Here is a 22866-nt window from a genome sequence, read left to right as displayed (position 1 = left end):
CAACGCGCAGACGCACTCGGAATCTGGAACGTCCACTACAACTACCATCGACCACATTCCGCCGCCGGAAACCGGCCCCCAGCCAGCCGCCTCCACACCGGCGTCACCAACGTCACGGCCTCATACAGCTAGCTGACATCGACAATCCTACGGTCGCCGTCGCGTTCGCCGGGTACGGTTGCCGTATCACGCGGTACATTCGAACGGCACCGCATTCCCCCACCGTGACTGCTCGTTGAATCTTTTGTGGTCGGTTTCCTGGCACGACCCACCGAAGACGAGAAATATGTTGGACGCCGGCAACCCTTGTAATGCAAGTGATTCGGTGAACTTCACCGATGTGTATTTGATCGGGTTCAACCGTTGGAAGCAACATCCGAGGTCAGGGGGTTGCGGGAAGGCCGTCGGATTGGTGCGGGAGGTGACGGGACGACCCCCGATGCGGTCGCCGGGGCATCCTGGGCATCAGCGGGTGGTCGAGCGTGGGTTCTGAAACAGGATCGCCGAAGGTGATCTGCCGACGGAATGCGCTGTCGCGGCCGGTGTCTCACCTGCGGTGGGAACGAGGTGGTTCCGTGATGCTGGCGGGATGTCGCCGTATTCGTGGAGTCTCCGTCGGGCCGGTTCCTGTCGTTCGCCGGGCGGGAGGAGATCGCCCTGTTGCGGACCCGGGGCAGTGGTGTCCGCCAGATCGCTTCGATTCTGGGGCGTAGCCCGTAGACGATCTCGCGGGAACTGCGGCGCAATGCCGCGACCAGGAGTGGGAAGCTCGACTATCGTGCCTCGGTGGCCCAGTGGAAGGCCGAGTTGTTCGCCCGGTGCCCGATGGCTTCCAAGCTGGTGACCACCTCCCGCCTGCGTGACCATGTCCAGCAGCGGCTGGCTTCGGCACGGGCCGTTCCGCGATCGGCACCCTCGTCGAGCGGTCGACACGATTCACGCTCCTCATCCGCCTGCCACGCGAGCAGCGCTGGGGTGCCGCGGCTCCGGTGAAGAACGGTCCGGCGTTGAGTGGGTACGGCGCCGCATCGATGAACAAAGCACTAGCCGGTAGCGGCGCGCGAATCATTCCAACGGCAGGTACTGTGTGGAAGTAACGGGAAGGCCTGCTGCAATGGTAGTGGCCGAGGCGTTATCCGTGTTCCGCGTCGTACTCCACGAGATAATTCACGAAGTCCGATTGGCTCATCGTGTTTGCGCGGAGGTCGATATCGTGTGGGAATTTCGGCACCCGCCCCAAATCATATTCGCCGATTTCGGCTATGAAGGTTCTGATAACCGAATCGGATCCGCGCTTATTCTCGGGTGCCTGGAAAAGCTTGTAGGCGTTGTCCGCCCACGTGTGGATGGTCAGCTTTTCGGGTCTGCCGAGCTGGTCGAACGCATCCTGAAGGATCCGTTCTCGGTCGGCTGCTTTTGCCGTGATCGTGAACGAGAGGTCCTCGCCTTTGGTTTCAAATGTACTGACGTCGATGCCTCGAGCCGCAACTTGGGCTTTGAGTTCGAGTGCGATCTGCTCGGCAGCCTCACCAGTGACGATCTGGTTGCCGTCGACCTCCGACCCGTCGGAAAGCCGCACTCGATTCTGCAGCACGTCGCCGGTCACCTCCTCGGCCGCGAACCGTTCCTTCGCGCGTTGACCGGCTTCCTCGAAGGTTCTGCTTGCCGGCGTCGGTTCTCCCCCGACCCACGCCTGCGCCTCGTCACTCCACACCGACCCGGCGCGCAGCCTGCCGGTACTCCCGATCTGGTCGCGGTTCGGCGATTCGTCGGTGATCGGGATCTGGAACCGTTCTTTGCCAGTTGTGTGGTCCTGGCCGAATTGCGCAACTCCTTGTTCAGCTCGCTGATCGATCAAGGTCCCGTACTCCGCCCGCCATTGGGCCGCGGTCGGTCGTGGGCCCAATGCGCGCAGGCGGGCTACCCCGGCATTCGCCGCGGTAGCGTGCCATCCGGCGAACTCCTTCCTTCCCTCCAGCTCTGCCCTGTCCGATTCGCTCAGCGGCCTGGCGAAGGTATCCGCGCGGCCTGGGAATGGAAAGTCATCCTTCGTGATACCGGAGGACACGACCTCGTCTCCTGGCCCACCCAGGTGGCCGGAGGCAGTGCTGTGGTGATCTGTTTCGGCACCGGCGTTTTGGAGTTGACGTCCGCCGTCGAGATCCTTGTCTTGCTTCGTGATCTGGGTCTGCTCCAGTTCGTGCGCGGTCTGCCGAATCGGTACTTCCCGCACTGAAGCAATGTCATTGGCGTGCTTGGCCATCGTGTTGGCTATGCGTTCGCGGATCCAGGCCGCCAGCCTCCAGCTCACCGCGCACACCCCGCTCTTTCGTGTATCGGCATACGGGATTCGCCCATACCACCTGGACTGCGCTGCACCATGTTCCCTTCGTTCTGCGGCGCTCGTGCCGATGGCGTGGCAGATTCTGCCTCGGGTTTCCTTGTGCCCGTGATGATCAACGGGGTCCCAGAGTATGCCAAAGCTTGAGGCGTTCATTCCCAGCCGATGAAAGCCGAGTCAGGCGGCCGAACGTAGCTAAGCTGGCCACGTGCTGGCGCCCCGGCGTTATCGGATGACGAACCGGTCGTCCTGGCGCGCGGCAAGTGTGGTGCATCGAGCTCAGCCGTTGGTCATGCACACGAACCCGTCGCCTTCTTCACGCTCGAGGGCATGCAGATGCTCGTGGTCGATAGTTTGAGTTGCAGGTCCTCCCTTCGAGGTGACCATGTCGACATTCTCCATGTGGCGGGTCTGCTCCACCACATGGGCCATCATGGCGCCGGCGGCCTGCGGGTCCGCAGCGGCATTGGGAATGTGCTCAGTAGGAATTATCAGTTGGTGCTTACCTTCAGCGATCGGATTCAGCGGCACGATCGCGATGGCGTCCCTCCAGCGTCTGAGAATGGTGGCGGGCGCACGACCCTCGACGATGCGGTCGAATACGCAATTCTCCTTGGTCAAAGGCGTGAGTGGGTGTGCCTCGTGCCCCTCGGCCCAGAGCGGTAGGCCGTCACCGAATGCGCGTGGGATGACGTGCATTGGCCCGAACTCGGAGTTCAACCCGCGGCGGGAGGTGATGATGTTGGCAGATAACATCGTGCGAGCGAGTTCGGCAGCGTAAACCATTCTCTTGTCGACGGAAGCGCCCGACGGCCCGATGGCAACGACCATGACGTGCCCCTCTACGACGGGGTTGTTCGGGTAGACCGCCACCGCATCGTCCCATCGCTGAATCACGTTCTGCTCATCCCATTCCCAAGCGGGCACCGACAGTGTGGAACGCCGCTTGTCGGACGTATCCGGATCATGCGGCACGGTGCTGTGGCGATCTGTTTCGGCACCGGCGTTTTGGAGTTGACGTCCGCCGTCGAGATCCTTGTCTTGCTTCGTGATCTGGGTCTGCTCCAGTTCGTGCGCGGTCTGCCGAATCGGTACTTCCCGCACTGAAGCAATGTCATTGGCGTGCTTGGCCATCGTGTTGGCTATGCGTTCGCGGATCCAGGCCGCCAGTCTCCAGCTCACCGCACACACCACCTCACTCCAAAATATTCAAGAACCACTTCGATAATTTAGATCAAACAGCCAGTGCCGCAACAGAGTTCCAGAGTTCAAAGGCCTTCGATCGGCGACTGCGTCGTCCCGCTGACGTGGACGCTACACCTCGAGACGTACCTGCATGTATCGCCAGGGATGGTAACGCCGGCAAACGGGGTGCGCCCGTGGGCCACAGCCGTTTAGCCCTCAACCGGCGGCCGGAGTCGGCACACCGCACTCGCGGGCACGAGCGACTACGCATGTCGGCCCGCTCGCTCGAACGGGAACGGTGCCCTTTCACGAACCGCCGTGAGCCCGCCAGATCACCGACGGGTTCGGCGACTGAGGCGGGCACGTCTGCTCGCCGGGCCGTGCCAGCAGGTGGGTACGGAGGTAACCGAGGATCTCGGCGCGGGCCGGCCGGGCCGCGGGAACCAGTCCGGGCATGGAAAGGAAGGCGTGCACCGCCTCCGGATAGTGCGTCAGCGTCGCGTCGACGCCCGCCTGCCGCAGGCGGTCGGCGTAGGCCGGGGCCTGGTCCGCCAGCGGGTCCAGCCCCGCGGCTTGGATGAGCGCCGGGGCCGCCCCGGCGAGGTCGTCACGCAGCAGGGGGGTGATCGTCGTGCGATCGAACGGTTCGCGAATCGCGAAACGCAGCATGGCACGGCAGAAGGCCGGCGTCGGGCTCGGTGCGTCCGCGTTCTCGGTGAACGAGTGATAGTCGAATATACGGTCGGTCCAATCGAGTTGCGGATTTATCAGCACCTGCGCCCGTACCGCCAGCCCGAGTTCGCGGGCGTGGATCGCAGTGAGCGCCGCGAGCGTGGCTCCCGCGCTGGCGCCCAGCAGGGCGATTCGGGCGGGGTCCGCGCAGAACGCCGGGGCTGATTCGGCCAGCTGGACCGCGGCGTCGTGGGCGTCTTCGACGAATGCGCCGATCCGATGTTCGGGGGCCAGCCGGTAGTCGACGGAGGTGACCACGGCCGGAAGGTTCGCCGCCAAGTGCCCGAGCAGCCAATCGTCCTGATCCGGTGCACCGCCGAGGAATCCGCCGCCGTGGAACGCAATGACCAAAGGCAGCGCCGAGTCTTCCCGTTCGGGCCGGTAGACCCGCACGTCCACGCGTCGTTGTGGGAAATCGAGTGTGTGCGTGGTGATGCGTGCGCGCTGATCAGGCTTGCCGGTGACCAGTCTGCCCAGTGCCGAGCGGCGCTTGTGGGCCTGAGCCTCACGTACCTCGATGATCTGTTCGGGGGTGATCGAATCCCAGTCCGGCTCGGTGGTAAGCGCGGACAGAATGCGCACTCGCAGTGGAACTTTGCCTCTCACGCCATTGATTCTCGATCCGGTGGGCACGTCCCGCGTCCGTCAGCGGTCGGCACTGTCTACGTCGATCCGCGTACGCAGATCGCAAGCGTCTGCGCGGGAGGTCGTAGCCGCGCGGACGTCGACGAGGACCGAGCCGCGTGGCGGCTGTGCTGGACGAATGCGATCGCCGTCGCGGGCTGCCGCAGCTAGGGCTGGGTCAGCCCGGTCTGGTAGGCGATGACGACCAGCAGGGCGTCGCCGTCGGCGATCACCCGGATGACGTGCAGCAGTTCGGCGGGTCGCGCGTCTTTGCGCAGGAATCCGCTCGCGCCCGCCCGCAAGGCTTCGGCAACGTTCTCATCGGTGTCGCAGGTGGTGAGGATCAGGACCTGCGCCCGTTCCAGCCCGTCGTGTCTCAGCAATGCGGGCCGCAGCGTGGATCCCGTCGAGCGATGGCATGCAGATATCCATCAGAGCCACGTCGGGGCGGGTAGCGCGGGCCAATTCGACGGCTTCGGCGCCCGTGGTGGCCTCGCCGACCACCGCGATGTCGTCCTCCAGGTCGGGGAGAACTTTGGAACCGGACCGCACGAGGCGTTCGTCGTCGGCGAGCAGCACCCTGATGGTGGGCGCGGAGATGTCGGATTCACCGGTGCGATCCCATCGGGGCGAGTGGAGGTGAGCGCTTACGTCGAACCGCCTCCGGGACGTGCCCCGGCTTCGAGTTCACCGCCGAGCAGTCGGCAGCGTTCCCGCATTCCGGTGATTCCCCGGTCGGCCGCGGCGGCGCGATGTTCGCCCCGGAGAAGTCTGGGAAGTCGTGTTTCGAGCATCGAATCCGGGCATCTGGATGAATCACTGCCACAACCTGCCGCACGCACATCAGGGGATGATGCTGCACGTACGCTACGACGGTGTCACCACTCCGTTCGGCGGCATGCGGGACGCAGGCTCCCGACGCCACCATTGACGAGCGCACCGGCCCGCAGCCCTGGCGCGGCGAGGTCCTGCTGCGTCCCGGCGTGCTCGCCTTCAGCGGATCGATCGGCCCGACCGGCACCCACGCCCACCACGCCGTCCAGGTGATAGTCGGGGCCGGCCCGATCACCGTTGCCGGCGACCACGCCGAGTGCACCGGTACCCACATGATCATCCCCGCCGATGCATCGCATCGCATTCTGCGCGGCGCCCCCGCAGGTATCGCGGTGTTCCTCGATCCGGACAGCACCGCCGGCCGTGCCGCCACGCACCGCGCCCACACCGCCGGCTGGTCCGGCGGACCGGCGCTGTCCCTGCCTGATCAGGATGCGCCGGTGGCCGCGGCCGTCACCGAACTGATGGCGATCTTGGCGCCGCACAGCACGGCCGTCTCCCACGCCGTCCGTCACCCGGCGGTGGCCTCCGCGCTGCACTGCCTGCCGGTTGTCGTCGCCTCCGGGACCATTCGCACCGCCGATCTCGCCGCTCGCGTTGGCATTTCGGCGAGCAGACTGACACATCTTTTCACCGCTCAGGTCGGGCTGCCGCTGCGCCGCTACGTGCTCTGGTTGCGGCTGATGATCGCGAGGGACGCGGTGGCCGGCGGCGCGGACCTCACCACCGCCGCGCACGCCGCCGGGTTCGCCGACAGCGCGCACCTGACTCGCACCTGCCGGGAGACCTTCGGCCTGCCGCCCTCGGCGCTGAGCCGGAACCTGTCCTGGCACAACGATTCGCGATAACCGAATCGTTCAAGCCGGATGGGGTGTCGAGCCAGCACGCTCAACGCATGCACACGACCATACTGTTGACGGCACAACGGATCACGCGGTATGCCTATGTACCGTTCATGCTGCTCGGGCTCAACGGGCTCGGAATCGCCCTCTCGGCTGCGGGCGCCCCGAAATACTGGCTCCTCGCGATCCTGGCCTCGGCGATCGCAGCCTCGTTTCTGGCCGAACGGATCATCCCGTACGAGCAGGGCTGGAACCACGACCTCGGCGACAGTCGCCGCGACCGCATCCACGCGATGGTCAACGAAACCCTGATCCTGATCAGTGTCGCCGCCATTCCGCTGCTGGCCGCGATCGTCCCGAGTGCGCGGATCTGGCCCGGCGAGCTGCCCTTCGCCGGACAGGTCCTCCTTGCCGTACTGATCGCCGACTTCGGCATCACCACGGTGCATCTGGCCAGTCACAAGATCGGGCTGCTGTGGCGATTCCACGCCGTGCACCACAGCGTCACCCGGTTCTACGGACTCAACGGCCTGATGAAACATCCCGTCCACCAGACCGTCGAGATGGCCGCGGGCGTCGCGCCGCTGATCCTGCTCGGCCTGCCCGTCGACGTGGCCTCCGTCCTCGCCCTCTCCGTCGCGATCCAGCTGCTGCTACAGCACTCCAATGCCGACTACCGTGTCGGTCCCGCCGGATACGCCCTCGCCCTCAACGCGGGCCACCGCTTCCATCACCTCAAGTGGGCCAGTATCGGCGACGTGAACTTCGGGCTGTTCACCCTGCTCTGGGACCACCTCTACCGCACCTACTCCTACGATCCCGGCCGGCGCTTCACCTCCGAACAGCTCGGCATGGCGGCCAAACCCGATTACCCGGTCGACTACGCCCGCCAGCTGATCCACCCGTTCACCGCCGCGGGCGGCTGCGGGACGAACACCACGAACACATAGACGCGATCTTCCGATTCCGGCGGCGACGCAGAACGGGATGTTCGGGGCGAGAACCGATTCCGCCAACGTCGCCCTGCAGATACCTCCTGAGTTGCCGATTCTTTGACCACGCCCAGCGCGCCGTGTCAGCTGTCTGGCAACGGGTCGAGGACGCCGTAGCAGACCACCCGCACGGTGCCCGCGGTGATGCCCCGCGACACCTTGTGTGCGGTACTGAGATCCCTGGTCCAGACACCGCCCGCCAGCCCGTACGGGGTCGCGTTGGCCAGCCGCAGCGCCTCATCCAGGCCGTCACACGGGATCACCGTCGCCACCGGGCCGAAGATCTCCTCCTGGGCGATGGTCATCTCGTTGGTGGCGATTCATTATGCAGTCAATCATCGGCGGCTCCCTTGCCGCTGTCACCGCCATCGCAGTCATCGTCATGGGCGGCGGCATGTGACGCGCGCACAGGACCGTGTCGTTCCGGCTCACAACGGGGTCGGACACATGTGACGGGGTGGCGGAATATAATCCGTTCGGGAACGCCGTTCGACGGAGAAGTCCGTTGCGGAATCGAGGGGCTACGAGGTGACCGATCCCCAGCACGGGCATGGCGATCGGCCGCCGATGCCCGGCGGCGTGTATCCCGCTACACAGCAATCGGAACCGCCGGTCGCCGGTTGGGGCATGCCTCCCGTGCCGCCTGGCCATGGACCCGGTCCGGCACCGTCGCATCCGCCTCCACCGACTCGCAACGGCAGAACAGGTCTGATCATCGCCGGTGTACTCGGGCTGGTGGTGATGCTCGCGCTCGGTGTGGTTATCGGCATCGTCCTCAGCGGTGGCGACCGTAGCGGTGAATCCGCCGGTGCCTCGGACACTGCCAGCGAGACCCGAACCTATTCGATGGATGCGATCACCAACGCCTGCGACCTCGTCGATCCCACGCCGTTGACCAGGTGGTCACCCACGCCCAAAGGCGCTCCTACGCACAGGGAAACCCGGCCGACCGCCCACTCGAGCGGCAGCCTGCGGTGCGATGCCGAATACACCAGCGCGACCGTCGAAAAGTTCTCTCTGAACAAGGCCGTGATGAGCGTCGAGGCCCAATTCACCAACGGTACGGCTCCCCCCTTCTACGATCATTGGAAACACGCCGACGTCGCCACACCCGCGCCGGAGTCGGATTCCGGTGCGGTCATCGGAATCGGCGCTCAGGGCTACTGGTACTCCGAAGTCAGAGGAGACCTCGTCGCGGACATGACCTACGTCGTCTGTGTGCAGGACGGCAACGTCTCGGTCCGGGTGAGGATATCCCTCACGCGCGAGAAGGACTTTCCCGTCGTGCGACGGGACGAACTCGATTCGATCGCCAGATCGCAGGCGCGCAGGGCGCTGGACGGTCTGGGCGAGAAGTAGCGACCGGCAACTCCTGCGGAGCGGTAGGCACACGGCGCCGACGACCGAACGTGGCTGGAATACGATCGGGTCGGAGTCGACGGGGAGCCCGTTGCGGAACCGGAAAGGCTATGGCGATGACCGACTCCCAGCACGAACCTGACGCTCGGCCGACGCCGGAAAACGCCGATCCTCCTGTGCGACCACCTGATCCGCCAGCGGGCAGCTGGTCCGCCTCGGACCAGGGCAGGTACATCCCTCCGCCCGGGGCCACCCTCGCTCAGCCCGCTACCGGGTACGGCCCACCTGGTCCGGGATATGGGCCGCCACCTTACCCACCGCGGACCGGTAGCAGCAGGACGGGTCTGATCGCGGCCGGGGTTCTCGCCCTGGCGGTGGCGCTGGCTCTCGGTGTGGTGATCGGTGTCGTCGTCGGCGGCGACAAAGACAGCGAGTTTGCCACTGCTCCTACCCCGTCCAGCACCTCGGCTTCGTCCAGGGCGGCTTCGACCACGCCATCCCGCCGGGATCCGGCACCGGGCATCTATTCGATAAGCGGCATCACCAACGCGTGCGATCTTGTCGATCCCACGCCGTTGCACAGATGGTCGTCCACCCCGAACAGAGCACCGCAGCATCGGGAATCCCCACCCAATACCGCCGACGGCGGCAACCTGTACTGCGCCATCCGCTATACCAGCCCTTCGACCCTTCCCGACGACGCCACCGTCAACGAAGCAGGCATCGGCCTCCGGGCTCAGATCACCGGCACGGGCGCCGCCTCCGCCTACGACAATTGGAAACAGACCGACACCCGCGCCACCGGATCGGGGCGCGCCTCGGGCGAGGTCACCGGAATCGGCGCCCAAGGCTACTGGCATATCGCGACCACGGAAACCAGCAACGGAATGACTTACATCGTGGGCGCGCAGGACAGCAATGTCTCGGTGCGAGTAGAAGTCGCCGTCCTGCGCGCGAAGGGCGAACCCCCGGTCGATCGCGACGAGCTCGCGGCGATCGCCGAAAACCAAGCCCGCAAGGCGCTGGCCGGATTGAAGCAGAGATAGCACATCGATACAGGCCACAGCGCGGCAGCGTGCGAGTCACATCAGCGACTGGAGGTACCAGGCCGCATCAATCCAGCAATTCGCCCTGATCGCCGATCGACTCCTGCGACTGCGTGTATCGCTCACGCAACGGCCGCAAAGTGAACCGGTCGTAGAACAAACGGGGGCCTTGCCCTCAGCGAGCTGCGCGAGCTCGTGCTCGATCCGCCGCCATTCCTGGGCTGCGACGCCCTCCGTTACGTACCCGTGGCGTCGCATTCCACTCCGTCGCAGAGATGCCGATCGACGATGTATGCCTTCACGCCCAGATCACCGAGACTCTGCCGGTTCAGCACGCGGCCGATCGGCCAGCCGCGACGGCGGCGGCGCTTGCCGATCCGTGGGGCGCCCCGGTAGTCGAGAAAGTTCCACCCGCTGTGCTGCATCAGCGTGCCATCGACGATGACTACCCGCGAGTCGTTGCGCGCGGACGGGAAGACCAGCCCCTGGTAACCACGCTTGCGAAGTTCCTGTCCTACTGCCGCGTGGAACGATTCGCCGCCCAGCTCGGGAAAGATCATGGCGCTCAGTACCGAGATGAAGTCCACCGTGGACTCATGGCGGGTGCCGGCGAACTGCACCCGCGCATTGATCGGCTCGGCTTCTACCAGCTCAGCACAAAAGAACTCGCGGTGAGCCTCGAGCCGCAAATCCAGGCAGTCCGGCACCGTGAATTCACGCATCGTCAATTCGCACAGGGCGGGAAAGTCGACGAACTCCTGCGCCTCCTGCGTTTCCCCCACCGATGCATGCGCGCGCATCGGAATTACGTACAGAAACGGTTTTTCGCTGTCGAGCAACCGCTCGGCCGCCACGCGGTATCGCCGGTCCGGGGACGCCGCGACAAAATCCCGAAGGGACGCGACGAACCCGTCCGCGTCAGGATGGCTACTGGTGTCGAACATCGACGGGAACACGCCGCCGCTGAGCCGCCCGCTCCAGTAGGTCATCAGCTCGTAGCACATGGTCCCGTCATTGTCGCCGGATGCATTGTAGTTGCCTGCGCAGTTCCTGTCCGTCGATGCTCAACCGTGCGAGGCAGGCTGTGGCCAGGTCGAGTTGTTCACGGAGGTCTCGATTGTCGTGGCGGAGCCGGGCATTGCGGGCGACCACTCGCGAATAGTCGGTGGCCGCAGGGGTTGCTCGAGGCCAACAGAGCGGGCGCGCCGGACTGCGCCGAGCTCGACGACGATCTGGGGATAGTGCCGGCGGAACGTGGTTGTCCGGTCCGAGTGAACTTTTCCCAACGGGCGGCTGCCAACGTGGTCTGCGAAAAGTTTTGCGCCTTCCTGGGTGCCGAGTGTTCGGGTCTATTCTTCGGATTGGACGGCGCGTGTCACCGCGCGAGCCGCGTAGCCGGTCGAACGTCCTGCGTTCGGATACAGTGGTTGAACTGGCGGGTTCTTCCTTCGGAATTGACCTGGTGGCTGGCCGAATTCGTTCTTGAACGCGTGGGCGAACGCGAATTCGGACGCATAACCCGAGTCTCGGGCGATGACCGACAGCGGGGTATCGGTGTCGCGCAGTTGCCGAGCCGCGAGGGTCATGCGCCACCAGGTGAGGTAGGCGATGGGTGGCCGGCCGATGAGGTCGGTGAATCGGCGGGCGAGGCCAGCTCTCGAAACCCCGGCGTGCGCGGCGAGTTCGGCGACGGTCCAGCCGTGCTCGGGCGAGCCGTGGATCGCTGAGAGCGCTGCGGCGACGGCTGGGTCGTGTAGCGCGGCCGACCACCCGGTGTCGGTGTGGCGGTCGAGCCAGCCGCGCAGGATGTGTAGCAGTAGCGCATCCAGCAGCGAGCGAAGCACGGCATCGTGACCGGGCCGGTCGACGGCGAGTTCGCTGTCGAGGAGATCGATGATCGCCCCGACCGGGGTATGGCGAGTTTCTGGGGCGGGCAAGTGGATGACCTCGGGCAGATCGGCGAGCATCGGATGTGACCGGCTTCGATCGAGAAGGTAGGCGCCGCAAAGCAGCACGGTCTCCGGTCGCGGTTCGGATGCGGAGTCCGGTCGGGATGGTCGCGGGTTCACCCGGCGCAGCGACGCAGCAGCAGGACGTAGTGGCGTGGCCGGATCGTCGGCCAGCCCGTGGGCGCATCCTCCCGGGAGCAGGACGATGTCGCCCGGCCGCAGCGCGATCGGATCGGCGGCCGGGGGCAGGAACCAGCAGGTGCCTGCCAGGACCACATGGAATCCTGCGGCATCGAAGGCGGGAAACTGCCAGCCGAACGGTGCGTGGTGGCTGACCCGGCCCGAATGAGGCTCGCCGATGCGCATCGCGGCCACCACGTCAGAAAGAGGATCCACCCCATCAAAACTATCAAATCAAGACTCGATCTAGACAGATTCGTATAAATCTTGGAGCCTGACGCATTGAACGTCGCAGACCGTTGACTTTAAGTTCGAATTGCTGCTGATCATGCAGCGAAGTCGATAGGTCACAGGAGTTGACATGCTCATCACCGTCTACGGCGCCAACGGCTATCAGGGCAAGCTCACCCTTGCCGAGTTGTCCCGCCATGGCATGGAGGTCCGGCTCGTCGGTCGAGATCACACACGGTTGCAATCCGCCGCCGTCGAGGTCGGAATTCCCGACGCCGATCGCCGGGTGGCCGGTCTCGACGACCGCGCCGCTCTCGTTGCTGCTTTGGCGGGTAGCGATGTCGTCATCAACTGTGCAGGACCGTTTACCACCTCCGGCGCGGTGATGGTCGATGCTGCGATCGCCGCGGGCGCCCACTATGTCGACACCGCGGGCGAGCAACTGTATGTGAAGGGCGTTTTCGATTCCTTCGGCGGCGACGCCGAGCGTGCGGGTGTCACGGTAGTGCCGGCAGTCAACGACGGTTGCTTGCCGGGCGACCTGCTCGCGCACCTGATCGCCGAGCGGACCGGGCCGCTGGCGGAACTCACTGTCAGCCACTTCATCACCGGTGCTGCCGGTCTCTCACGCGGATCGCTGCGCTCGGCGTCGGCGACGATGGACGCGATGCGGTCAGGCGGGCTGACATATGACGACGGTGCCTGGCACAGCGGGATCCCGGCTCGGCGCGACCGAATCACCCTGCCCGACGGCCATTCCGTCGCGATGGCTGCGCTGCCGACGTGCGAGGTAGTCACCATCCCCCGACACGTGCAGGTCGATCATGTCGAAAGCCTGCTGGAGGCAACCCTGCAGGCCGGCCTCGAAACACCCATCACACCGGAACTGATCGCACAGCTTCCCGCAGGCCCGACCGAGCACGACCGCGCCGAACAGCAATTCACCTACCTGCTCGACGCCGTGGACCACCAAGGGCAGCAGACACGGGGAATCATCCGAGGCCGAGACACCTACGGAACCACCGCCGTCGCCGCGGTCGAAGCAGCCCGGCGATTGGCGGCAGGCGACACTGCCGCCGGAGTACGCACCCCCGCGCAAGCATTCGATCCTGCCGATTTCCTCGAAACCCTCTCCCGCCACGACCTCCGCTGGACCATCGAGGCGGCCCTGACAGTGAAGTGACACAGATGTCATGTCCTCAGCCGAACTCGAGCTCTCGGGGCACCATGGGCAAGGAACTGCAGAGCCTGTCGATATACCCACGACGCGTCCGCAGTAGCCGGAGGGGGAGAGACCATGACGACAGGCGACACCCCGCTGCATGTGGTGCCGGAGGAAGTGAAGGCGGTCGGCAGGTTCGCCTATGACGTTGCCGAGCAGCTGAGGTCGGGTTCGATGTCGTTGGACCGTGAAGTTCAGGCACTGTTCGGTACCTGGAAGGGCAGCGCCGCCGATGGGTACCGCGCGGGGTGGGACGACGTGCAGGACCGGCGCGCTGAAAGCGTGAGACGCACTCACCGACGTGGCGGCAAAGCTCGGTGTCACCTCAGCGGCGTTCCGAGAGCAGAAACACCCTCTCCCCTACAACCGCCCCGGCATCTACGACGTCGCCCGAGCACTACAATCCCCCACCGGAGAAAAACACCCACTTGCGCGGGGCGCATTTCCTGGGCTCTCCGAGTCGTAGTACATCAAGGTCTATCAGAAGAAGCCTCTGGCTCACTCTCTGTTGTGGCCTTTAGATCGAGGCCACCATGGCGATGCCACAGGCCGAGAGCGGGGTGCCGATCCCTCCGCCCGGCCGCCCGGAAAAGCCCTGGTCAGCGGTTTGCCGATGCACCTGACTTGCTTCTCGCCTGCAGGTTCACAACATGTCGCTGCATTTCAGTACCGAACGTAACGGGATTGTGGTGACGGCGTCTCCCCCGCAGTGGTGACGGCGTCACGACCGTCATCGATTAGGTACTCCTGCGCGTCGCCATCACCGAGCCGCAGACGACGTCGCCGGGATCGTGCGTCGGAACTCTCGTACGACGCGGATGGCAGGCTGATAGCCCCTTGCCCCGACAGAAGAAGGGAGTTCGGGACAGCCTGTTGTTCATGGAGGTTCGAGCGGGTTGTACGGGAATCCCCCGGTCTGTGAGTATTTCGGCTGCGGACACCAAACGACGCCGAAGCGTTGAAGTCACTCGTGAAGGCCGTGCCCGCCGTTTGGTCGCGGCGCGGTCCGCGCTGGCGTCGGCCCGGCAAGGTGCATGCCGACAAGGCTTACGACGCCGCCGACATTCGACGATGGGTGCGTGATCGGGGCATCGAGGTCCGGAGCGCACGTAGGGGCATCGAGTCGTCCCAGCGCCTCGGCCGTCATGGACAGCACCGTCAACCCTGGCGGGCGACCAGTGCCTGGTCGTCGACCAGGTTGAACACCGTACGTGCGGGAAGGCCTCCGTACAGTTGGGCGATGATGATCGCAGCACTCGCCTCCAGGTACTGCGCATGCCGCAGATCGCCGGTCGGCAGAGGTACCCCTCCGGTGTCCTCGATGAGTTGCTCGGCTACGCGCAGGGCGGTCGAGTCGTCGCCGCAGTAGGGCACGGTGAGCGGACGGCCGTCGAAAGTGATCGACGGCATGCGCCATACATCGGCGTGGCAGAGGTTGAAGGCTTTGACCACGTGTCCGCTGGTCGCCTTCGCGATTTGCTGCGCCATCGACTCGCCGGGCGGGGTGACGAGGGTGAATCCCTCGGTTTCGACCGGGTTGTTGCAGTCGATGACAGGCTTGCCGCGCAGGCCGTTCCCGATGCGTTCGAGGGTGTACTCCATCCCTTGGTACAGCACGGCGAGCAGAGCGGCGTCGGCGAACTGCGCCGCCTCCGCGAAGCTGCCTGCGCGTACGCCCAACTGGTGGGCCAAGGCCGCGGCCTTCTCGGGAGACCGTCCGGTGATCATCAGGTCGTGCCCGCGTGCGGCCCATTTCGCGCCCAGGGCCTCGGCCATGTTGCCTGCTCCGAAGATTGCGATTCTCATGCAGTCGAAGCTATGGGGCTGTGGGGAACCTGATGGTGCCCAGCGACAGATCAGGAATCCTGCCCGAATGCCAGTTCTTCGGCATGTTCCTCGGCCCAGCGCGCCAGCAGCGACACAGGCTCCAGGAGGCTCTTCCCGAGTGGTGTGAGCGTATATTCCGTCCCGGGCGGCGCGGCGGCGAGGACACGGCGCTCGACCAGCCGTGACGCCTCCAGCTTGCGCAGTGTCTGCGTCAGCATCTTCTTGCTGATGCCGCCGATACGGTCCCGCAGTTCGCTGTAGCGCTGCGGACCGTCCCCGAGCCCGAAGATCACCACCACGGACCAAGTGTCGGCGACCAGGGCCAGTGTGGTGCGGGCGGGGCAATCGGCGAGGAAGACGTCGTATTCACTCATGGCGTAGAGCCGTTCATTCTGCGGACCGATCCGGCGACTCCAGCCTACCCAGCGCGCAGTAGGTAATGAGTGGACGGGTTTCCGATGGGGGATTGTCGCTGGGCTTCCGGACCACACCACCAGAGGACGACAGGGTGTCGGAGAACCGAACGATTTACGATGTGTGAATTGCCTGCGCCGCCACGGGCTTGTTCGAAAGGGTTCCGGCTGGACAGTGACCGGTACCGGACCGGCGTGATCGTCCAACGCCATCTTCGTGCCCCCACCTGTCCGGCCTCGACTCCCTTCGATGCCACCTAGCTGACCCGAGAATCTGGGCATTCGATGGAAGTGTTCACCGGCGGTAGGTACTCGGAGGGTGGCCCGTCCATCGGGTAAACGACCTGCTGAACGCCGCAGAACCGGAGTTTCCGAGGCGGATTGCGGTCTCCTGCACAGTGAGCTCGAGGACACTGAGCATGTCTATCGCGAGTGCACAGCGGACTTCGTCGTTCAGAATTCGGAAGCTGGTCCCCTCGCTGGCGAGCCTTCGGTGCAGAGTACGACGGTCCATGTCCAGTCTCCTCGCGATGTCCTCCGCCGTAGGCATGGTGCCGATCTGCTGGAGAAGCACCGCGCGGACTCTGGTGGCGAGTTGGCCACGCTCTCTTCGCTGCTGTAAAAGGTCCAGGCAGCGCTTCTCACACAGCGCGGCCGTAGCGGGATCGGGCATCGACATCGGTTCGGCGAGAAGATCGACGGGAAACGTCAGGGCCGTGCTCAGCCGGTCGGCGAAAATCGGGAATCGGTCGACCGGGTTGTGCGAAACATCGGAGAGGGTCTGAGCCATGCCGGCGGTCATGGTGGCCACGCTGCGCTCGGGCAATGCCAGCTCGAGGCGTGCATCACCGAGACGGTCCGCAAGTCGCGGGCTGAGGCAACGCAGCACGATCACACCGAAGATGATCACGATGTCACGTTCGAGCAGAAAAGCGCGGACCTCGGCGGGAAGGGTGTCGTCCCGGAATTCGATCCGTCCTGCCGTCTGGCTGAGACTGACAGTTATATCGACGAACCGGTTGCCGATCCGCAGTATTTGCAGTGCGACCCGCAGGGCTTCACCTGCAGTGGGGCTGCTGAGCATGGCGAAGCCCAGCAGCCCGAAGCCGGCCAATGAGAAACGCTTCGCCACCTCGGTGCCGAGTCCCGGTCTGTCACCGATGGTCTGCACCAAGTTGCGCGCGACCGAGAGTTCCTGGATCGTTTCGACTTCCAGATCGTCCGCAGCGAGATCAGCCGGTCGCAAGCCGGTCGAGGCGAGCAGCCGACGCTCCGTGACGCCGTGATCGGTGCCGACCTGCACCATGTGACGGACTCCGATGATAGGTCTCTTCGGCACTGGGAATGCGTGGTGCCTCTAGATCCCGCTGGTCCTGAAGGCAGTCGGCTGCGCCGGACGTACGAGTCAGTAGCCACCCGCTGAGCCGGACGGCAGCAGGGAGTCGTTCGGCACCGTCACCCATCCGGTTTCACGGCGGCGGCGAGCCCGGACAGCGCTGCCGACAGGGCCACCTGGAGATTCGAGGCATGCAGAAAGCGGGGCACGACAACTAGGGGCGTTCGTATCCGAAATCGCTCTGTGCTGGGGATCTGGTGACTTGACTTCCGCTGATCCGCATTATCGGGGACTGTCCAGGGTCGGTTGTATGACAAGAACTCGGTGCGCTCGGTGCGGCCAACCGAGATCGATGAGTGCGTCGCCAGCTGATGCGGCGGTTGACGAGACCGGGAACCGGCAGCTTTCGAGTGGAAGCTGGCCTTGCGGTCACCACGAGATTCTCTCCGCAACAGACACTTTCGTGACGGTCAGGTTGTCAGCACAGTGGCGATCGCAGGAACTTCCCCGCGTTGGTGACTGGTTAGCCTGAGTGGATGCTTGATGTGGCAAGTTCACCCCCTCGGCCGACGGTGATCGTCGGTTCGTCGGCTGATCGGATCATGTCGCGTTGACCGGTTGCGACCTTTGCCTTTCCCGGTCGGGGCTGCCCGGGCCTGGTGCGAGTTTCGAGCAGCAGATGCAGGCGGGGATCGAGCGGCTGGAAGACAGTGACGGCTCGGATCATCGAATGCTGCGGCGCACGCTGCGCGCCACGGCCGCAGTCAGCCTCTCCGAGGTCGAATGGATACGCCGGATGCGGTCGACCGGGACCCTCCTGCAGCCACGCGTCAGTGTCCTCGACGGTTATGTCGCCGGCTACATCGCCCAGTGGCGTGACGCCCACAGCAGACGCCTGGGTCCCGTGATCACCGACCTCGAGGTCGGGGCAGGCCTGAGCTTGCGTGATTTGCGGGACGGGTGGGAGGACGACGCGCACGCGATGGCCGACGCACAAACCGAATGGAAACTCCCGCGTTCGGTTGCGCCGTCGGCCAGAGAAACCGTGGTGTCGGTCGACACCGCGTTCTGGGCACTCGCCCTCGCTGATGTTCGTAGTTTCAACGAAACGCTGGCACGTGTTCGGAGTATCGATCGCGCGGCATGGCGGTGGGCGGCAAGCCGGGTCTCCGGAGTGCTGGCGATCTGGTCATGGAGGATGGAACCCGACGCGACAGGACCATTCGCCGTCGCCGCGCACGAAGTCGGGCTGTCGGCACTCGCGGCCGGGAGCCGCACACGACCGCCCAGCTTCGGATCGCACGTGCCGGACCTGAGACAAGCAGCGTTCGTCCTCGCGCATCTGTGCAGGGAGGTTCGCGATCCGCCCACCGAATCCGACCTGGTCGGCGAACTGATCACCAGTATCGCTGCGATCATCAAGGCTCATCGCGAACGCGGAGAAATAGTGCGAGCGTCGGGCATCTACGCCACCGCAGTGGGTCCGCTCAAGTGGGTACAACACGACATCCGGCCCACGCTTCCGACGGTCTCGGTGATCGGCTGCCGACTCCGGCGCGGACACGCATCAGCGTCCGAGCCCGGTTAGCGCCGCACCGGGTGCGCAGGATTCGCCAACTAGAGACCTGCGCCCTCCTGCAGAATCCGGCGAAGAAATGCACCGAACTGGTCGACCGATTTCATCTGGAGCATCGTGTCGTGGGCGCCATCGATCAGATACCTGAGCACCTCTCCGCTCGAGTGCTTTCGCCAGTCCGCGGCGTCACTATCACCACCGTCCCGGTCGCCGACCGCGACCACCGCGATGGTGCCAGAAAATGCCGACGGCGCATGACTACGCAATAGCAATAGATTCGCCCGGCTTACCTCGACGCTCCTCCGCAGCAGAGATTCAGGGGGGATAGCGTCGAAGATATCGAGCTCTTCGGCCAACGCGCACATATCGGTATAGGCCAGCCTGCCGATCACGTGGTCCGCTGAGACACCCATTCGTGCGAGATAGCCGCGGATTATATAGTTTGTAAGATCCTCGTCACTGACGGGCTGCGGTTCGGCTCCAGGTATCCGGCTGTCGAGCAGTACCAGGTTCGCAACGGTCTCACCTCGCTGTTGCAGTATTACCGCCGTTTCGTGGGCGACCACGCCACCGAACGACCACCCGAGCAGTCGGTACGGCCCTACGTTTTGAACGGCTTGTATCTCATCCGCATATAAAGCCGCCAGCTCACGGACAGATCGGGGATGCTCACCGTTCGGCAAAAATAGCTGGCGGATCACCGTGATCGGACATTGCAGATATGTTCCAAGATTGCGGTAGTCCCAGCCGGTGTCCACTCCCGGGTGAATGCAGAACAAGGGATTTCCGATTCCGGCACGGAGAGTCGTCACGGGACGGACGGTCGCCTGCCGAAGCCCGGAGTCCACGGTAGCCGCCAAGTCTGCGATGGTCGCTGACTCGAAGACAGCTTCAACGGCGATTTCGACACCGAATGATCGTTGAATGGCCGCAATCAGACGCATCGCCGACAGCGAGTGACCGCCGAGCGCGAAGAACTCGTCGTCGAGGCCGACTCGATCGACCCCGAGTACGTCCGCGACCAGCTTCGCCAGTTCGGCCTGTATCGCGGTCTGCGGCGCTCGGAACGCTGACGCCGATCGGTATTCTGGCGCCGGCAGCGCCGCTTCGTCCACCTTGCCATTCACGGTCATCGGCACCCGATCGATCGCCACAACGGCCGCAGGCACCATGAATCCCGGCAGACGTTGGGCTACGAATCCGAGCAGATCCACAGTGTCGAGCGTGCCCGCGCGTGCTGGAACCACGTAGGCGACCAACCGCGGATCCACCGGAGTATCTGCACGCGCCGTGACCACGACCTGACTCACCTGCGGGTGCGCGATGAGCGCGGCCTCGACCTCGCCCGGTTCCACCCGGAACCCTCGCACCTTCACCTGGTCGTCGGCACGACCACGAAACTCCAACTCTCCCATTTGATTCCACCGTGCGAGGTCGCCCGTCCGATACAACCGACCCCCACCACCGAACAAATCAGCGACGAACCGCGACGCCGTCAATCCGGGCCGACGCCAATACCCCTCTCCCACACCGGGTCCCCCGACATACAACTCACCCACCACCCCCAGTGGCACCCGACGGAGATGGATGTCCAACACAACGAATGCGAGGTCGGGCAGTGGAGCCCCGACCGGACTCGCGCTCGATTCGAGATCATCTGTCCCAATCTGCCGCACGGACGCGTGCACGGTCGTCTCGGTCGTGCCGTACATGTTGAGCATGCGCACACTGGAGTGAGATTTCATCCAGGGCCGCAGCCGCACCGGCTCCAGACGTTCACCAGCGAAAACCACTGTATCCAACTTTGAACCGGGAATCGGTGGCAGCGTGTAGAACGCTGAAGGAGTCTGGCTCAGTACGGTCACGCCCGCATCGGCAATAAGGCGCGTGAACTCAACCGGCGACCGCACCACGGGACCGGGAACCACCACCAGACATCCGCCATGCGCCAGGGCACCCCACATCTCCCACACGGAAACGTCGAAGGCGAGTGAGTGAAACAAACTCCATACCTGGTCAGGACCGAACGCCATCGTCGGTTGCGTGGCACGGAAGAGTCGCGACACGTTCGAGTGCGTGACGGCGACACCCTTCGGCCGCCCGGTCGTGCCGGAGGTATAGATCAAGTAGGCCAGGCTCCCCGCAGGGGATCGCACCGATGCGATGCTGGTGGGGGGCTCGCCCGCACAAGCACAGGCGTCGACGACTTTCACCGACGAGGTGCCGTCGGTGTGTGGCTGCCCGATTCGACCGGCCAACTCCGTTGTCGTGACGACGACTGCCACTCGGGCGTCACCGAACACGAAACGGATCCGATCGTCTGGATATCCCGGGTCGACCGGCACGTACGCCGCACCGGCCTTCCATATCGCCAGCACCGTCGTCACCGAATACACCGACCGAGGCAGTAAAAGCCCGACCATATCGCCCGGCCGGACCCCCTGCGCGAGCAGTTCGCCCGCCAGCCGTGACGACATACGATCGACGTCGCCGTAAGTCCACTGTGCGCCATCGGCCTGTACTGCGGCGGCATTCGGTCGCCGAATCACCTGTCCCGCGAACAACTCCAGGACAGATGGACCGGTCGGCGCCGCCACCGCACGCAGCGCAGCGGTGTTACCCATGGTATCCAGTTGCCGGTGCTCAGCTTCGCCCAGCAATTCGACCGCGTCGATCGGGATGCTCGGCGCGGCCGCCACGGCCGAGAGCACGCGCAGCCAGCGCTGTGCCAGCAACTCGATCGTGGGGCGTGCGAACAACTCAGTGGCGAACTCGATGTGGCACGGCCAGCCCTGCGTATCAACGCGATCATCGACTGTGAAGGTCAGGTCCATGCGCGACACTCCGCTGGGTACCGACACCCGCTCGCATCGTAGAGCTGGCAGCCTGATGTCGTCCTCGATCGTGTTCTGGAACACCAACATCGTTTGAAACAGGGGGTGATGGGAGGTAGAGCGCGGCGGGTTCAGCGCTTCGACCAAGGCTTCGAACGGTATGTCTTGGTTCTCGTACGCGTTCAATGCCTTTCGCCTCACCTGTACGAGCAGCTCCGCGAAAGTGATCGACGGGGACAGCTGTACACGCAATACCCAGCTGTTGATGAAGAATCCGACTACGTCATCCAGATTCTCGTCCGTACGTCCGGCGATCGGCGAGCCGATCACGATGTCGTTGCCGGCGCCGAGCCGGTGCAAGAGCACCGCGAGCGCCGCTTGCAGGAACATCGACACAGTGACCCCTTCTCGGACGGCCGCCTGCCGAATCTTCGTCTGGAGCGTCGAGTCGATCGCGAACGCGAGTCCATCTCCCGCGTAGGAGGCCACCCGGGGTCGTGGGTGGTCGAAGGGAAGCGTCAATTGTGCCGGCGCCCCATCGAGCTCATCGCGCCAGTACCGGATTTGCGACGACATCAGGCTCTCGGTGTCGGTCGGCGCCCCCAGCAATTCCTGTTGCCACAGCGTGAAGTCGAGGTACTGCACCGGCAACGGCCTCCATTGTGGCGCAATTTTCTTCGATCGCGCGGCATAGGCAGTTGTCAGATCCCGCATCAGCGGCCGCATCGAGGACCCGTCGACTGCGATGTGATGGATGAGCAACACCAGTCGATGCCTTTCGGTATCGTGGCGCAGAACGGTAGCGCGGACTGGCGCGTCGACGGACAAATCGAACTCGAACTCAGCCAGTTCCGCGGTCGTGCGGTCGATCCAGCTTTCGTCCCAGCTGGTGGCGTCGAGCACCTGCCACACGTGTGCGGCGACGCCGGGTTCGCGAACTTTCTGATAAAGCACGCCGTTCACATCGGGAAAGACCGTTCGTAATGACTCGTGTCGAGCGATGACATCGGCGATGGCCAGTCGCAGGGCCTCGATATCCAACGGGCCGGTGAGTGTCCAGACCATGGGAATGTTGTAGATCGCCGATCGACCTTGCAGGCGGGAAAGGAACCAGAGGCGGCGTTGGGCGAACGACAACGGAGCTCGTTCCGGGCGCGACTTGGCAACCAACGCCGGGCGCAGCCGGACACTCGCATCGAAGACCGACACCAACTGCGCGACGGTTGGTGTGTCGAATACCTGCCGGACGGGAACCTCGGCCTTCATCACCGATCGGATTCGGCTGACCAGCCGGGTCGCCGACAGTGAGTGGCCGCCCAGTTCGAAGAAGTCGTCATCGACCC

General features: G+C 64.6%; 19 protein-coding genes and 3 pseudogenes. 10 read left to right on the top strand and 12 right to left on the bottom strand.

Translation table 11 applies throughout. From position 1 onward, the window contains the following. A pseudogene (locus M8859_RS36145) lies at nt 1-132 on the top strand (IS481 family transposase); the annotation flags it as partial. Between the two features lie 307 nt (nt 133-439). Then, nucleotides 440-1055 (top strand): annotated as a pseudogene (locus tag M8859_RS36140) (helix-turn-helix domain-containing protein); the annotation flags it as partial. A gap of 77 nt (nt 1056-1132) precedes the next feature. Here the strand turns inward: M8859_RS36140 and M8859_RS36135 are convergent. From M8859_RS36135 to M8859_RS36115, 5 genes are all read right to left on the bottom strand, one after another. Beyond that, a complete protein-coding gene (locus M8859_RS36135) occupies nt 1133-2311 on the bottom strand; it encodes a hypothetical protein (protein WP_249645629.1) in 1179 nt (392 codons plus the stop codon). Between the two features lie 309 nt (nt 2312-2620). Continuing rightward, entirely contained in the window at nt 2621-3523 is a 903-nt protein-coding gene (locus M8859_RS37440) for an HIT domain-containing protein (protein WP_249645628.1), read from the bottom strand. Between the two features lie 309 nt (nt 3524-3832). Next, on the bottom strand, nt 3833-4864 hold the full coding sequence (locus M8859_RS36125) for an alpha/beta hydrolase (protein ID WP_249645627.1): 1032 nt from the start codon (nt 4862-4864) through the stop codon (nt 3833-3835). A gap of 185 nt (nt 4865-5049) precedes the next feature. Beyond that, nucleotides 5050-5265 (bottom strand): response regulator, encoded by a 216-nt coding sequence (locus M8859_RS36120; protein WP_236565672.1) that lies wholly within the window; start codon nt 5263-5265, stop codon nt 5050-5052. After that, nucleotides 5201-5434 carry a response regulator gene (locus tag M8859_RS36115; protein WP_249645631.1) on the bottom strand — a complete coding sequence of 78 codons (234 nt, stop codon included), beginning with the start codon at nt 5432-5434 and terminating at the stop codon, nt 5201-5203. Before M8859_RS36115 ends, M8859_RS36120 begins: the two co-directional genes overlap by 65 nt. 211 nt (nt 5435-5645) lie before the next feature. On the opposite strand from M8859_RS36115, the pseudogene M8859_RS37130 reads away from it, so the two are divergent. From M8859_RS37130 to M8859_RS36105, 3 genes and pseudogenes are all read left to right on the top strand, one after another. Further along, nucleotides 5646-5813: pseudogene (locus M8859_RS37130) on the top strand (multicopper oxidase domain-containing protein); the annotation flags it as partial. Next, complete coding sequence (locus M8859_RS36110) at nt 5758-6564, top strand: AraC family transcriptional regulator (protein ID WP_249645626.1); 807 nt, start codon at nt 5758-5760, stop codon at nt 6562-6564. The pseudogene M8859_RS37130 and the gene M8859_RS36110, both read left to right, overlap by 56 nt. Nucleotides 6565-6611: 47 nt before the next feature. Further along, entirely contained in the window at nt 6612-7508 is an 897-nt protein-coding gene (locus M8859_RS36105) for a sterol desaturase family protein (RefSeq protein ID WP_249645625.1), read from the top strand. Between the two features lie 125 nt (nt 7509-7633). Here M8859_RS36105 and M8859_RS36100 read toward each other — a convergent pair whose 3' ends face one another. Beyond that, nucleotides 7634-7855, bottom strand: a complete 222-nt coding sequence (locus tag M8859_RS36100) for an aldehyde dehydrogenase family protein (RefSeq protein WP_159928819.1) — start codon at nt 7853-7855, stop codon at nt 7634-7636. A gap of 223 nt (nt 7856-8078) precedes the next feature. Between M8859_RS36100 and M8859_RS36095 the strand changes: the two genes are divergently transcribed. After that, nucleotides 8079-8909, top strand: a complete 831-nt coding sequence (locus tag M8859_RS36095; RefSeq protein WP_249645624.1) for a hypothetical protein — start codon at nt 8079-8081, stop codon at nt 8907-8909. 374 nt (nt 8910-9283) lie between these two features. Then, nucleotides 9284-9955, top strand: a complete 672-nt coding sequence (locus tag M8859_RS36090) for a hypothetical protein (protein ID WP_249645623.1) — start codon at nt 9284-9286, stop codon at nt 9953-9955. A gap of 236 nt (nt 9956-10191) precedes the next feature. Here the strand turns inward: M8859_RS36090 and M8859_RS36085 are convergent, their stop codons facing one another. Beyond that, on the bottom strand, nt 10192-10959 hold the full coding sequence (locus tag M8859_RS36085) for a hypothetical protein (RefSeq protein ID WP_249645622.1): 768 nt from the start codon (nt 10957-10959) through the stop codon (nt 10192-10194). Between the two features lie 345 nt (nt 10960-11304). Next, nucleotides 11305-12300, bottom strand: a complete 996-nt coding sequence (locus tag M8859_RS37435) for an AraC family transcriptional regulator (RefSeq protein WP_249645621.1) — start codon at nt 12298-12300, stop codon at nt 11305-11307. 145 nt (nt 12301-12445) lie between these two features. Here M8859_RS37435 and M8859_RS36075 point away from each other — a divergent pair, with 145 nt between their 5' ends. Together M8859_RS36075 and M8859_RS36070 are read left to right on the top strand one after the other, a co-directional pair. Continuing rightward, complete coding sequence (locus M8859_RS36075) at nt 12446-13498, top strand: saccharopine dehydrogenase family protein (protein ID WP_159928809.1); 1053 nt, start codon at nt 12446-12448, stop codon at nt 13496-13498. A 114-nt stretch (nt 13499-13612) separates the two neighbouring features. After that, nucleotides 13613-14230 (top strand): WXG100 family type VII secretion target, encoded by a 618-nt coding sequence (locus M8859_RS36070; protein ID WP_249645620.1) that lies wholly within the window; start codon nt 13613-13615, stop codon nt 14228-14230. A gap of 465 nt (nt 14231-14695) precedes the next feature. Here the strand turns inward: M8859_RS36070 and M8859_RS36065 are convergent, their stop codons facing one another. The 3 genes from M8859_RS36065 to M8859_RS36055 form a co-directional block, all read right to left on the bottom strand. Further along, entirely contained in the window at nt 14696-15343 is a 648-nt protein-coding gene (locus M8859_RS36065; protein WP_159928807.1) for an NADPH-dependent F420 reductase, read from the bottom strand. A gap of 50 nt (nt 15344-15393) precedes the next feature. Beyond that, nucleotides 15394-15738 carry a winged helix-turn-helix transcriptional regulator gene (locus M8859_RS36060; RefSeq protein WP_159928805.1) on the bottom strand — a complete coding sequence of 115 codons (345 nt, stop codon included), beginning with the start codon at nt 15736-15738 and terminating at the stop codon, nt 15394-15396. 334 nt (nt 15739-16072) lie between these two features. Further along, on the bottom strand, nt 16073-17083 hold the full coding sequence (locus M8859_RS36055; protein WP_249645619.1) for an AraC family transcriptional regulator: 1011 nt from the start codon (nt 17081-17083) through the stop codon (nt 16073-16075). Nucleotides 17084-17723: 640 nt separating this feature from the next. Here M8859_RS36055 and M8859_RS36050 point away from each other — a divergent pair. Beyond that, on the top strand, nt 17724-18701 hold the full coding sequence (locus tag M8859_RS36050; protein ID WP_249645618.1) for a hypothetical protein: 978 nt from the start codon (nt 17724-17726) through the stop codon (nt 18699-18701). Between the two features lie 29 nt (nt 18702-18730). Here the strand turns inward: M8859_RS36050 and M8859_RS36045 are convergent. Continuing rightward, nucleotides 18731-22866: non-ribosomal peptide synthetase (locus tag M8859_RS36045; RefSeq protein ID WP_283780395.1), on the bottom strand; the 4136-nt coding region annotated here is incomplete at its 5' end.

Source organism: Nocardia sputi (assembly GCF_023501985.1).
Note: the sequence above shows the minus strand (reverse complement) of the source record. Positions and strands in the feature narration are given on the sequence as shown.